The sequence below is a fragment of the Nitrospira sp. T9 genome (assembly GCF_052156535.1).
Lineage (GTDB): Bacteria > Nitrospirota > Nitrospiria > Nitrospirales > UBA8639 > Nitrospira_E.
The window spans coordinates 258,912-272,888 of sequence record NZ_JBQKUP010000034.1 but is presented as its reverse complement, the minus strand read 5'-3'; the positions used below and the strand labels follow the sequence as shown (position 1 = coordinate 272,888).

Below are 13,977 nucleotides of genomic sequence, written 5' to 3'. Positions count from 1 at the left end.
GTCAGGTTTCTGATGACGCGTCTGCAGAAAAAATTGTTGGTGGGGGTGATGAAGGAAGAAAAAGTTCTGAAACGGGAATTTCGGACCTCACCGCAAATCTGGGGAATGAACTCCTCCCGTCCCAAACAGAGGCATGACGAGATTTCCTCACGGCCGAAACGACGAAATCACCTTCGACCAGTCATGAATCAAGAACCTCCCGAAGAGTCCACGCGAGATCCTTGATCAACAGCGGCTTTAAAAGAAAAGCCCGAATCCCCATGGCCTTGGCCTTTTCCGAGGTCATACTGTGACTAAAACCCGTACACAGAATAATAGGCACGTCGGGTCTGAGTTCTAATAATTGACGCGCCAGAGATTCCCCCGTGATATGCGGCATCGTTTGATCGGTCACCACCGCATCAAATCGAAAGGGATCGGCCCGAAAGGTTTCCAGAGCTTCAACGCTACTCGTGCGCACCATGACCTCATACCCCAACCCCTTCATGGCCTCCTCCCCAAGCCTGGCGAGGGGCTCCTCATCTTCCACAAAAAGAATATGCCCTCGGCCCATGAACACTTCTTGTGGCAATGGAGTATATTCCCCTGGACAATTCGCCGCCTCCATCTCCGGGAAATAAATGCTAAACATAGTTCCCTGTCCAGGTTCACTCTCCACCTTAATAACACCGCCATAACTGATGACGATTCCATGGACCACGGCCAAGCCCATTCCCGTCCCTTCACCGACCCTCTTCGTGGTAAAGAAGGGATCAAAGATGCGTTGGACGACATCCGGAGTCATACCCGTTCCGGTATCTCGAACCGTCAGACATACATAGGCACCTCCCTTTAGATCAGGATGTGCGCCGATACCATCAGGTTCACCAATCACACGCTCCAACTTCAATTCAAGAAGACCTCCGCTTCCCCGCATGGCGTATTCGGCGTTGGCACACAAGTTCATCAACACCTGATGCATTTGGATAGGATCTCCTAATATGATTGAGGTGGCCTCAGTGAACTGTTGCCGAATGTCAATGGTCGCCGGGAACGTGGCACGAAGGAATTTGCCAATTTCCTTGACCAACAGTTGAAGGTCAAACTGCTGCTGCATTTGTTCGGTTTGCCGACTAAATGTCAAAATTTGCTGAACCAATTCCTTGGCGCGCTGCCCGGCAACCAACACCTCATCAAGATTCTTTTGTGCCCTGATATTTTCCCTGGCACTCTGTTTGGCAAGTTCCGTATAGCCAATGATCGCCATAAGAATGTTATTAAAATCATGGGCAATACCACCTGCCAAGGTCCCAATGGCCTCCATTTTTTGAGATTGGCGAACCTGATTTTCCAATTGTTTCAATTGCGTGATATCTGTGTTGGATCCAAACCATTTCACCACCTGCCCCTCTGGATTAAAAACAGGAAGAGCCCGCCCGAGATGCCATCGGAAAACATGGTCTGCCCCCCGCAGTAGCCGAAATTCGATTTCGTAGGGTTGGTTGGTTTCGCGTGCCCTGGCCCAGCAATCCAGACATCCAGGCAGATCATCCGGATGCAGATATTGCTGCCACCCATGACCGATCATCTCCTCAAAGGATGAGCCGAAATACTCGAGAACCCGTCGATTAACATAATCTAAAGACCCATCAGGGCGTGCCGTCCATACCTGCTGCGGAATCGCTTCATTTAAAAGTCTGAACCGTTCTTCACTCTCCTGAAGAACGGTCTCTGCCTCCTTAGTCTGAGTAATATTAAACATCACTCCACGTAATTTCACGGGTTGATCATGCTCTACCACCACGGTCACCAGATCCCTCAACCAAATCTCCTCCCCATTCGCATGAAAAAATCGATATTCAATTTCATGGTTCTCTTTCCGGAGGGTCGCCTCTCGACAATATTCCACCACCCGGGTCTGATCCGTGGCATGGAGACGATTGCAGAAAAAATCGGGTTCCCCTAACCAGTCAGCTATGGGATATCCCAACATGCGCTCGGCCTCTTGACTGACGAAGGTAAAGCGAAACGAGGGAAAATCACATTCCCACACAACACCTCCAAGAGAATCGACTAATCCCTGAAAATCCTGCCTCGATTTATTAAATATTTCCTCCGCTTGCTTGCGCTCGGAAATATCTCGAAAGGTGACGACCGCTCCTGCCAGATTCCCATCCTGCCAAATTGGCGTGCTGGTATAATCCACAGGAAAACTGGTGCCGTCTTTGCGCCACAAGACTTCATCTTCTACCTGACGAATAACACCGTCCGAATAGACCGCATACATAGGGCAGGCTTCGCTGGGATAGGGAGAACCATCGGGCTTAGAATGATGGACGGTTCCATGCATAAAGGATCCAATGAGCTCCTGGCGCTCATACCCTAACATTTTTGCCCCAGCGGGATTCACAAAGGTCGTCCGACCTTGTAGATCCAATCCATAGATTCCGTCACCAGCCGAAGACAGGATCAGTTCGTTCTGCCGGGACAACCGCTGAGCCTGCTCCTCTGACTTTTTCCGTTCCGTAATATCATGTGTGACCGCTAAATGCTCCACTTCATTTGTGATGGGATTCTTGAATGGCACCGCATAGGTTTCTATCCAACTTCTGGTACCTTTGAGGCTCTGGACCTCAAATTGAAGGGTCTGTTTCTTCCCCTGTATCACCTCGTGATGCATCTGCTTAAAGGCATCCAGATGCTCAGGCACGACGAGGTCAAAGACGGAACGTCCAAGCACCTCCTCGGCATTTGTCGCTTCGATTAAATCCACCCCCGCAGGATTGATGTGGAGCAGGGTTCCATCCGCGGCAACCCGTTTAATGCAACCCGGCCCCATTTCAAAAATAAGGTGTAACAAGGTTTCACGTTCTGTCCGTTCCAATTCTGCCTGCTTCTGCTCAGTAATATCCTCCGAAATTCCTAAAAGATATTGAGGGGCTCCCTGACCATCTAAGATCGGAATTTTTTTGGTATGCAGATACCGTGTCCCATGAGATTGGGTGTGAATTACTTCCTCCGGGATATCAATCAGGGTTTTACCTGGTAAGACTTCTCGATCTTTCCTGGTATAAAAGTCTGCTTCCGATTTGGGGAACAAATCGTAATCGGTTTTCCCGATCATCGCCTCCTTGGAATAGCCAATGAGCTTTTCTCCGGCTTGATTAAAGAGGATAAAGCGGAGATCTTTGGCATCTTTAACAAAAATCATATGCGGGAGGTTATCCACAATGGAGGTCATAAACCGTTGACTGTCCTGCAAATGGATCTCTGCCTGTTTTCGGGTGGTGATATCTTGAACGATGCCGAGCATTCGTTGGTGGAGACCATCCTGATCTTTAACAACCTGCCCCTTGCAGGCGATCCATCGGATCTCCCCGGTTGGCCACACGATTCGATGCTCGACTTCATAAGGCGCCCCGGTCTCCAGCGTTCTCCCAATGATTTCTTTAAGCACCGGGCGATCATCAGGATGAATGCAGTTTTCGTAAGCATCAAAGGTTTCATCAAACATCCCGTGCGCTAACCCGAAGAGCCCGGCAACTTCCTCCGACCAGATAAGATGACCGGTCGGAATATGCCAGTCCCAAATCCCCATATTTCCCGCCTTCAAGGCCAACGTCAGCCGTTGCTCACTTTCGGAAAGCATTGCTTGCGTACGTTGCTGTTCGAGCTGGCGTTTCGATTCACTGGAGGTGAGCGCCTCTTCCGCCTGCGCGGCCTTCCAAGTCAAATCCTTGGCCGCAACCGCGCGATGCACCATCTCAACCACCTCTTGCCGGTCATAGGGTTTGATCAAATGGGCAAATGCATGATGTTGCAGAGTGAGGATCTTTTCCTTTTGATCGCCATGCGCCGTAAGAATGACCACAGGAAGGGTGGGATCCTGTCCATACAGCCGTTGAAGGACAATCAACCCATCAAGGTCAGGCAGACCTAAATCTAGAATGACGGCACTATAGGAATGAACGGGGGAAACCCGACGTAACGCTTCGCTTCCGGTCTCCACGGTCTCAACCCGATACCCTTCACTTTCCAGCAGATCACTCAAAGCCAGACAAATGTCCACCTCGTCATCCACAACAAGGATAGTGGGTGTGGTGGTTCTCAGAGCCTCCATCTTTCTTCCTTTTCTTTTCCCTATGTTCCGCTAAAAATGTCCTTCAACAGAGAAGCTTGGCCGGAATCGTGGAGTTATTGTACGCCATTTGAAGAAAGGGTCAAACCCATTGGCTCTATCACGCATTTAAAAAGAAAATTTTCCTTGTAGGTTTCCCTAACCATGAACATGAGGGGACTCTTTGGACATCAACAAAACCAACGGTCTGGCAACCTTTGGCACCGGATGAGGATGACAGTCTGGGACCAGAGGGAAAAGGATTGTGTCAGGATTTATGGGGAACCATGATTGGAGGTGCGTTTTTTTTTGAGGACCAACTTGCCGATACAGGAGGCACTCTTTGCCCAATGCCCCTCTCAAGATTCCTAACATTCACAAAAATTCCTTTATTTAATGAGTTTCTACTGGCTTTAGCGACGGCACGAAACTTGAGAACGCTGTATACGAATTCAACGATCAACAACTCTGCCATGCATAAGCCGTAGGCAATTATTAGCGAAAGGCTGAGGACAAGATGCCCTCTACGTTTGGCCTGTGGGAATTTTTGAGCCGTGACGTGACCTTCCTGGGAGGCCCGAACAGCCCCATGCTGAGTTGGCTGGGGTCTGTTGGGATTGTAGTATTTTTTCTGTGGCACATTCTCAAGATGCGAAAGGAAACGGCTTCGGTTCGTCTCGCGTTCAATCGAGTACGCCCCATGTTGGACGCACTCGCCAAGGAACGAAAGGAAATCGATCGCCATCGCTTCACGCATCACCCGGGAAAGGGGTACTCAACCCATGTGGACCGGGCGGCATCCCCTTCGAGCCGGCTGGACAGTGAAGACATCCACACGCTCGACTCGGGAATGCAACAGGAACCCATCTTTCGCGATGCATGGGCGCAATACCGAATGACACTCATTCTTGAACACGTCCCGTGGTTTGTCGACCCGCGGATATTCAGCACAAAACGCGCCGCAGAGGTGTTTACTCAAGAAGCCCTCATTGCCAAACATGTGAATCTGCCGTTCTATCGACAGTTGCCTTCGTTCATCACGGGTCTCGGGTTACTGCTGACCTTTCTCGCCTTGTTTATCGGCCTTGGCAAGCTGCATGCCGAGGGAAGTGAGATTGTCGGAATTCAGGGGCTGATAAACGGGCTGGCAGGAAAGTTCCTGACATCCATCGTCGGACTTATTGTGGCCAATGTCTTCACGTTCATTGAAAAACCGCTCATGGCCCGACTGATAAACGACCATTACATTTTTCTTGGTCTCATTGATCAACTCTTTCCTCGAAAAACCATGGAGCAAATGTTAGAGCAACTCACGGCCATCCAAGGCCGATCCCCAAAAGATCATTCGGCCTCCAACGGAGAAAGCCGCCCACACCTGGCCGGATGGGAGACAAACGGGCTTGCCGGCTCAACGGCCGATTTAACAGCGGCCATTCAAACGTTGACGACATTGCAGCAGGAACAACATGCCGAAATCCGACGAACCCTGTCGGAACTTCCACGCGTCATGACCGACCGGCTTCATGGTCCCCTCAATGATTTGAACGATGCCATTCACAGCCTCACCAAATGTCTCAAGGAAGCCAACCTGCAACCCATGCCAACAGCAACACCTTTCGAAAACCGCCCAGCCCTCTGGAAGACCTCTGCATACGCTCGGAGCCCTTCCATGATCAGCTTTTTCGATAAAATCAGCTCCTGGTCCAAACGGCCGGGGCCAGTCAGACACCGGCGGACAGGATGAGTTTCCCGACGGATCCGGATAACACCAGTTCTCCCACGACCGGCGGAATCATTGATCTCATGACCTCACTGGCCATGATCTTCATTCTGCTCTTTGCGGCCTTTATCACCCAAAACCCCTCCGAAGCCCAATCGCAATTGCAAGAACACAAAGAGAATGTGCAGGCAGCCCTTCGGGACCATTTGGAGCGATTAGGACTTACCCTGGAGTCCGATCCCCAAGATCCGCTCACGCTTCTCATCGTCGTCCCCGACAATAAACTCACCTTTGAATTCGGCCATAGCATACTTTCTCATGACGCCGTTCAGTTTTTACAGGAGGCGATGCCGTTCTACGCAGCCGTCTTATGCGGCCCCTTACGCGACAAGATCGATTCCCTCGCAATCCAGGGTCACACCGACGATCGCGGGGACGATGCGTATAATTTAAAATTAAGCCAGGAGCGATCCCTGGCCGTGATGGTGAAGGGGCTGGAGGCCATTGAGGCTCAAGAGCCGTCGGCCTATCAATGCTTCCAAGCGATGACGTCAGCTTCCGGCCGTGGCAGACAAGACTTGATCTACGATGGGAATAGCAGGGTGAACCGCGAGAAGAGCCGCCGCGTGATCTTTAAAATCCGCCTCCGTTCAACCGAGCAGCGGAATATGGATGAGCAGCCGACCCGAACCACTTTCCTGACGAAGCCATGATCGAAACCTCCCCTTCAGGTCTCGAAGGGGGAATGGGAAAGGAGTTGGCGAAATGAAGAGTCTGATTCCCAATTAACAACAGTTGAATTAACCTTTGGATGTTTTAGTGCCCTGAAACGACATCCGGATTTTTTCGAATACCGGTTCATCTCGATCAAAGTAATGTCGCGCCACGGCTGTGAAGGAGAAAATATAGACCCGACTCTCCTGGAAGTAGACGTAATGCAGTTGTTTATACCGCAATCCTTTGTGGCTCTCCCCTGATACAAGAAGTCTTTTTCCATTAATTCCATTGAGAGTGGAGGGAACTGACTCCAAAACTTCAATTTTCAAAATGGAAATATTTCCCGGACTGGAATTATTAACCCAAGCGATCAAATCATTGGGAGCCATATCAGATAATTTTTCGTTATTCACTTCTGGGATTAATTCTTCCAACGACACCTCTCGAATACGAATGTTTTGAAGTGTCAGGCCATCGTAGGATATCAAAAGATCATCGGAACCATCATAAAATCGGCGCCAATCCGGTGGGATATCCGTAGTCACTTGGAAGGAAGAAAACCCTACTTCCGATCCAACCGGCTCCCAGATGTGATAGGGACAACCAATGAGGAGAGAAGCCATACCGACAATTATCCATGTAGCAAAAGAAAGGACAAATTTCGAATTCCAAGGATTTTCTTTTACTACTTTATTCCCGTTCATTTGAAAGCCAATTGGGACATCAAAACAGAAACTCTCTCATTAAATAATTCACAAACCTTTCGGTTTCTTCACTATTGCGAAGGTTAAATGCATCGTTTGAGACCAACTCATGCTTCAACCAGATGAGATTGCCAGTAGTAGCCTCAAAAAAACTAATAGTGACGAAATTTGGGGCCATCATCATTCCTGGAGCTGAAGAATTCACAGCAGCCACGGTTGCACCCCCCAAAAATGGGGATACAATTGTTGAGGCAACCACTCCTGCGGTAATACCCATAGCTGCAGCCTCTCTCCCTGGGCTATTCACGTAATAGCGGCCTTTGAGGAGAACAAACACATCGGCCTCGGGGTACAAGCTGGTGAGTTCCTCCCCAAGCGAATAATCCGACACTTTTTTTTCTGGGATTTTTGGCAAATGTCTAACAGAATTTATGTGCAGTAGATCCAATAGCAAGCCAGCTTCATTCAGATTTTGTTGTTGGGGTAAAGTCATTTCATCCAGAGAAAGAAACTTCGGATTCCCTAAGTTCTTTTTCATTAAATATTCTTCTAAACTTTTTTTGAGGTGGGTCCTTCCAAGGTCTGACCACTCAGAATTTTCTACAGGATTTTCACCAAGCTGGAGATAACAGCTTTTAAAATCCACGGGGAGAAAAACGATAGTTTTTCCTTCAAATACTGTTAGTTTGGGATACCCCACAAAGCCGGAGGGAAACCAGGATGATGAAATTGATGAAAAGGGATTGGAATTTTCATCCATGCCTTCAAATGGCTTTTCACACCCAAAAGTCGGATTCCCCAAAAACAAACAGGCCATACCGGCAAGAAAGAACTGTATTTGAAACTTTCGGGAAGGTAAAAACGGATAGAAAGTTGGCATTTGTATGATGATTTTTCAATACCTGAATTTCCAAAAATTGCGTTTATCCTCTAGGGGAGAGGGATAGCAGCAATTCGAGTGATGAGAATATTAGGAATGTCGGAAACTTGGCTTCTTAACTGAAGAGCGTGGGATAAACGTTGCTGGCCTCAGTTTATTGTGGGAGGCCTGGCTTTAACTATTGGAAGTCATTACAGAATGCAAGAAGAGCCCTTATTCAAGAAAAAATAAGGCAATCGGCTATTGCAAATGTGGCAGCCACCGCAGGAGAAATGAAAGCAACCCGGTCACGAGGGGTAATTAAACTGTCACCACTATCTTGCCTTTTTGCTGGTTGGAGACCATATAGCGATGCGCTTCCGCAATTTCGGCTAAGGGGAAAGTGCGATCGATGATCGGTTTTAAAGCGCTGGATTCCAATCCCTGGTAAATATAGTCTTTCCCGCGCTTCAGCATTTCAGGGTTTTTGACAATCTCAAATAGCGTATAGCCTCGTATGGTTAACCCTTTTGCCAGGGCAGGGAACAAAGGAAACGGGGTTGGATGTGGAGCCAATGCCCCATATTCAAAGATAATCCCTCCAGGTGCGGTGACAGCGGCGAGTTGTTCCAACAACGGACCCGCAACAGGATCAAACACCAGGCGGGCGCCTTTTCCAGAGGTGAGCGCCATTCCTCTTTCCACCAGATTTTCCGCATCAGTCACAATCACATGATCGGCTCCCGCTTCAAGGAGAAAGGCTTTTTTATCTGCGCCACGAGTCGTAGCAATCGCGACTCCTCCGGTAGCTTTGACGATTTGAATGGCCGCCAATCCCACGCTGCTGCTGGCGGCCGTAATCAAAACCATGTCGCCTGTCTTCAGGTTTCCGTATTCAATGAGCGCACCATACGCCGTCATGTATTGCATCCAGATGGCGGCACCTTCAATGGCGGAGAGGTTGTCGGGATAAGGAGCGGCCGCAGAGGCCGGGACGATGGCACTCTCACCATAGACACCATATTGGCTCATTGGAAAAGACGGAATCGTACTCACCCTGTCCCCAATCCGGAGGTCTGTGATGTCGGGACCGACGGCATCAATGACTCCTGCTGCTTCATACCCTATCCGAGAGGGCAGTTGAGGAGTCTCCAGATATTGGCCTTTTCTCAGCATGACTTCGGCGCGGTTTAGGCCGATTGCCTCCACCTTCATGCGAACTTCTCCCTTACCCGGTTCGGCCAAAGGTAAGTCCTCAAGCTTCAGAACGTCAGGTCCGCCTGTTTGATGAAAGCGCACGATCTTTGGCATCAGCTACCTCCTTCAAAAAAATTATTTCGATCAGGTTTTTGATCGTTCCGTCACAAATTTCACGATACGGTCCACATCGTCCTCCGCCTCCCGGACCATTTGGAGAAATTCAACGGGATTGACGTTGACCTTTCTCAGAAATCGACGATCCGCACCGCAACTATACATCAGATCGGGTGGCAACTCTCCATAAAGCTTGGCTCTGGCTTTCTCAATAATGCGCGGAAACCATTCCAGTCCGGCCAGAGAGGCCTCCCGGGGCGGGAACAATTCGGTAATTTTCACAAATTTCGAATATTGTCCCTGTTGATCGTTCAAAAAATAGTCCCGCCTTATCCTGGTAATGGCGAGAGCGGTTTCCGGATCGGGTTCTCCGGCATCACACCAGTCCTCCACAAAGTCAAATATTTCCTGAGGCGTGGCCCCGATCGATCGAAGAAAATCATCCTCTTGTTTCGTAAACATCACATCCACCTGACGTTCCCCGTTTTTATAGGCCGTGACCTTGCTGTCGAAGAGGGTCCGGAATTCCTCTTCCCACTGTTCAGATTCATGATTCATGGTTCGATGTTCCCTTGCAGGGTCTGTTGAAAAAAGCCGCCAGCGGCGTTCTCGTCATTTTCCCGTGCTCACGTACTCAGCGTACGCTCCGCGCGTAAAAACGGCTGCGGCCTTGCTGGACGGACCCTTCGGGAAGACTCAGGGCATGCTTTTTTGAACCGACCCGGAGCCTTTGATGAGTAATCTAATCCTGGGCTATTTTTGCCCTTGAACATCCTTATTATTCAACACTCCCTTGTAGTTCCGTGTGTATAATCAGACTCCTATCGATTCGGATATTGATTTCTTGAATTGTACGGATGTGTTCATTTCTTTGTCTCCTATTTCAGCATGGCCTTTGACAGTAATCGACTGACATTCGTTTACACGGACACCCGCAATTGTCTGTTTAATATCTTAATTTCGGTTTCCAGGGCCGTGATCCGGTTCCTAAGGGGTAACATAAGGCGCTCGACCTCCTCTTGTGAATATTTCACGGGAATGTGTTGTCGGCAATTGGCATCCCAGGCTTCCACATGAAAACGAATAACCCGTTCGGGCTTTGCCTTGTAATGTGTATCGGTGAGTTGTTTGAGCAAGTCGTGGGCACCCTCAATGACCTCTGCCCTTCCCCACATCTTGATTCGGGTTTGGGTGGCATAATCCATCAGGAACAAAAAGGCCTGATGATTTTCGGCCAAATTTCCTAATGAGATATATTGGCGATTGCCTTTGAAATCGGCGAAGGCGAGGGTCCGATCATCCAGCACCCTGAGAAAACCCTTGGGACCGCCTCGATGCTGAATATAGGGCCTTCCTGCCGCACTCGCCGTGGCGAAATAGAAGGAGTCCCGCTCGCAGATAAAGTCCGCAAGCTCCGGTGTAATGGTGTCCGACCATCCCTCCCCTTCTTCCATTCGCGTATAGTGCTGTCGTGACCCCAGTCGCTCCTGCACAGCTTTCACGGACGGAGTAAAGGCGATGTCGCTGACTGGTGGTTTCATATCTTCGTCTCCTTGTTCTCACTCAAATAGTCGTTAGGCGGCCTTTTCATTTAGAGGCAAATAGTCGGTATATCCCTTCGTATCTCCACCATAAAACGTGGCACGATCATATGGGGAGAGAGGGGCAGACTTTCGAATCCGTTCTGGGAGGTCTGGGTTGGAAATGAAGTATCTTCCAAACGCCACCGCGTCTGCCAAACTCTTTTCTGTAAATTCAAGCGCTGAATCGGGGGTATGGCCTCCTGCCGAAATCAGAACAGTCTTCAGGCTGCCACGAAACAATGAGGCCGTTTGTGGTGTGTCTTGAAGACTATCGTCTTGCATGCCCGCGAGCGCTGCCCGCGGTTCAATTAAGTCGACAAAGGCCACACCTCGTGTATCCAATTCACGAAGGACATAGGTGAACAGCATGATCGGATCACTATCCCTCATGCCATTAAATGCGTTAAAGGGAGATACACGCACGCCGACACGTTCTTTTCCCCAGACTTCGCTGACCGCATCGACGACCTCCAACAACAGACGGGCACGATTTTCAATTGATCCACCATAGTCGTCAGTACGAACGTTGGAACCATCCTGAAGGAACTGATCGAGTAAATACCCATTAGCTCCATGCACTTCTACACCATCAAAGCCCGCCGCTTTGGCGTTTTCAGCACCCGCTTTAAAGTCAGCAACAATTCCTGTTATTTCATCGGTTTCAAGTGCACGAGGAACCAGAATAGGCGTTTCCTGCCAATCAGCCGTATACGTTCCACTGTTTTCCGCAGCAAGAGCAGAAGGTGCAACCGGCAAAGCACCATCGGATTGAAAAGAAGGGTGAGAAATGCGCCCCACATGCCATAGTTGAAGATAGATCCGGCCGCCAGCCTTATGCACCGCATTGGTTACGAGTTTCCAGCCCTGGACTTGCTCTGAGGTATGTATCCCTGGTGTTCCTGGATAGCCCTGTCCCTGTTGGGAAACTTGAGTGGCTTCCGAGATTATTAATCCGGCAGAAGCGCGTTGTGCATAATATGTGGCGTTGAGTTCATGTGGAACGTTTCCTGGCTGCTTTGATCGCATCCGTGTTAACGGTGCCATGATGATGCGATTGGGCAATGTCAGAGAACCTATGGTTAGGGGCTCAAAAAGTTTTGTCATGGTCCGTTTCCTTTTAATGAGTTTCTCAATGAACGACATTCTTAGTTGTTCGTGATCTTTCACCGGTTAACCGCTACCCGTTTATCCAAGAAACGGCCAATATAATTGGCGATCAGGTCGACATCTTCTTCCAAGGCAAAGTGTCCCGTGTCGAGTAAATGAAACTCCAGATTATTCAGATCCCGTTTATACGGGTAGGCCCCTTCAGCCGGAAAGATCTGATCGTTCTTCCCCCAAACAATTAATGCTGGCGGTTGATACTCTCGCAAGTAGGCTTGCCACTGTGGATAGAGCGACAGGTTGGAGCCATAGCTATAGAACAATTGCAGTTGAATGTCGTTGTTGCCTTTCCGATCCAGCAGATATTGGTCTACCAGCCAATTATCGGGACTAATCGCTTCTGGATCTCTCACTCCATGGGTATACTGCCATTTGGTTGCCGGCAAATTCAGAAAGCCTTTGAGAGCTCTGGCATTTTCCGGCGTACGATCTTTCCAATACGCCCGAAAGGGTTTCCAAAACTCCCGCAAGCCCTCTTCGTATGCATTTCCATTCTGGATAATGAGAGAGTCGATCCGCTCAGGGTAACTCACTGCCAGGCGGAACCCTACCGGCGCCCCATAATCCATCAAATAGAGGCTATAGGATTTCAAGCCCACTTCTTGGGTGAACTGCTCCATGACCTTCGCAAGATTATCAAAGCTATAGGTAAACTGATCCACGGTTGGCATGGAACTGTTTCCAAATCCCGGGTAATCCGGAGCCACCACATGATATCGATCTGATAATTGCGGGATGAGGTTGCGGAACATATGGGACGAGGTCGGGAACCCATGAAGCAAGAGAATGACCGGCGCATCCTTTGGTCCCGCCTCGCGATAAAAGATCTCCAGGCCGTTGACGTTTACTGTTTTATGAAGAGTCGGATAATTGATCTCCACGGACGTGGTTTGAGCGGTTGTTAGGTCTTGATTTCCCGACTTTGAAGCCATCGCCCCCACAACCAACATGCCTATAAGCCCGAATGGCACAACAGCCAAAATTCCAATCAGAGGTTTAAAAATTCTATTGAAGCGTTTCATGGTGTCGTTCTCCTTTACCCTATTGAATCGATAAGCCTTTACGTTTCCAAAAAGACCATCGAGATAAAACAAATGGTTTTCCTTATACAGCTGCCACTGAGCCTTGCAAACGGTTAACGATCTCTTCCGTAGTTAAGACAGTATTGGCAATCATTCTGTAATTGACCAAAGCGCTTTCGTAGCCATCGCCTTCGGGAACTTTGGCACCTGCCGTGGCATCCTTGACCACAGCCACTTCAAAGCCTTGCTCCATCAACTCTCGCATGTGTGATTCCACACAAAGATTCGAGGACATGCCGGCAAGAATGACCTTGCTGAATCTCCGCTTGCGCAATTGCAACACCAGATCATTCGTTTCAGGTCCATAGACTTTATGTGGGCTCACGACGATGGTCTGACCGTCTGCAATGTATGGCTTAAACCGGTCGAGCCAATCCGCACCAGAGCCTTCAAAATTTTTCAAACTTAATGGATCGACACGATCGAACATGTTGATACCGTGCATCACCGCTTCCAATGCACCTTCAAACTTCCATCCGTGGTCTGAGGGGTAATAGTAATGAGGTGAAACAAACACCTGGATACCCGTCTCCTTTGCGATTCGAAAGAGTGTGTCCAGATGTTCAACCGTGTTGTTCTCCATCACGCTTTCACCGACGACGCTCCAAGCCACGCCTTTGGGGCTTAAAAAATCATTCTGTGGATCGGTAATGACTAACGCCGTCTGATCTGGAATCATGTCCATTCCTGGATTCGGAAGTGCCATAATCAATCTCCTTTTTGAATAGATGAAAAGTA

11 protein-coding genes are annotated in these 13,977 nt (G+C 49.2%); 2 read left to right on the top strand and 9 right to left on the bottom strand.

From position 1 onward, the window contains the following. Positions 1 to 181 precede the first annotated feature (181 nt). Positions 182 to 4,099, bottom strand: coding sequence for a PAS domain S-box protein (locus ACTRXD_RS09815; protein ID WP_442431630.1), 3,918 nt, complete (start codon positions 4,097 to 4,099; stop codon positions 182 to 184). Between the two features lie 514 nt (positions 4,100 to 4,613). On the opposite strand from ACTRXD_RS09815, the gene ACTRXD_RS09810 reads away from it, so the two are divergent. Continuing rightward, complete coding sequence (locus tag ACTRXD_RS09810) at positions 4,614 to 5,840, top strand: hypothetical protein (RefSeq protein WP_442431629.1); 1,227 nt, start codon at positions 4,614 to 4,616, stop codon at positions 5,838 to 5,840. Then, positions 5,837 to 6,529 carry an OmpA family protein gene (locus ACTRXD_RS09805; RefSeq protein ID WP_442431628.1) on the top strand — a complete coding sequence of 231 codons (693 nt, stop codon included), beginning with the start codon at positions 5,837 to 5,839 and terminating at the stop codon, positions 6,527 to 6,529. Before ACTRXD_RS09810 ends, ACTRXD_RS09805 begins: the two co-directional genes overlap by 4 nt. A gap of 87 nt (positions 6,530 to 6,616) precedes the next feature. Here ACTRXD_RS09805 and ACTRXD_RS09800 read toward each other — a convergent pair whose 3' ends face one another. From ACTRXD_RS09800 to ACTRXD_RS09765, 8 genes are all read right to left on the bottom strand, one after another. After that, positions 6,617 to 7,156 (bottom strand): hypothetical protein, encoded by a 540-nt coding sequence (locus ACTRXD_RS09800; RefSeq protein ID WP_442431627.1) that lies wholly within the window; start codon positions 7,154 to 7,156, stop codon positions 6,617 to 6,619. A 100-nt stretch (positions 7,157 to 7,256) separates the two neighbouring features. Then, the gene (locus ACTRXD_RS09795) at positions 7,257 to 8,117 is read right to left on the bottom strand and encodes a hypothetical protein (protein ID WP_442431626.1); all 861 of its coding nucleotides are present in this window, start codon (positions 8,115 to 8,117) and stop codon (positions 7,257 to 7,259) included. Positions 8,118 to 8,417: 300 nt separating this feature from the next. Next, complete coding sequence (locus tag ACTRXD_RS09790; RefSeq protein ID WP_442431625.1) at positions 8,418 to 9,407, bottom strand: zinc-dependent alcohol dehydrogenase family protein; 990 nt, start codon at positions 9,405 to 9,407, stop codon at positions 8,418 to 8,420. 30 nt (positions 9,408 to 9,437) lie between these two features. Then, positions 9,438 to 9,968 (bottom strand): DUF5069 domain-containing protein, encoded by a 531-nt coding sequence (locus ACTRXD_RS09785; protein WP_442431624.1) that lies wholly within the window; start codon positions 9,966 to 9,968, stop codon positions 9,438 to 9,440. A gap of 362 nt (positions 9,969 to 10,330) precedes the next feature. Continuing rightward, positions 10,331 to 10,951, bottom strand: a complete 621-nt coding sequence (locus ACTRXD_RS09780) for a pyridoxamine 5'-phosphate oxidase family protein (protein WP_442431623.1) — start codon at positions 10,949 to 10,951, stop codon at positions 10,331 to 10,333. Positions 10,952 to 10,984: 33 nt separating this feature from the next. After that, a complete protein-coding gene (locus ACTRXD_RS09775; RefSeq protein WP_442431622.1) occupies positions 10,985 to 12,097 on the bottom strand; it encodes an alkene reductase in 1,113 nt (370 codons plus the stop codon). Between the two features lie 59 nt (positions 12,098 to 12,156). Beyond that, positions 12,157 to 13,089 carry an alpha/beta fold hydrolase gene (locus tag ACTRXD_RS09770; protein ID WP_442431735.1) on the bottom strand — a complete coding sequence of 311 codons (933 nt, stop codon included), beginning with the start codon at positions 13,087 to 13,089 and terminating at the stop codon, positions 12,157 to 12,159. 172 nt (positions 13,090 to 13,261) lie between these two features. Beyond that, the gene (locus tag ACTRXD_RS09765) at positions 13,262 to 13,945 is read right to left on the bottom strand and encodes a cysteine hydrolase (protein WP_442431621.1); all 684 of its coding nucleotides are present in this window, start codon (positions 13,943 to 13,945) and stop codon (positions 13,262 to 13,264) included. Positions 13,946 to 13,977 lie beyond the last annotated feature (32 nt).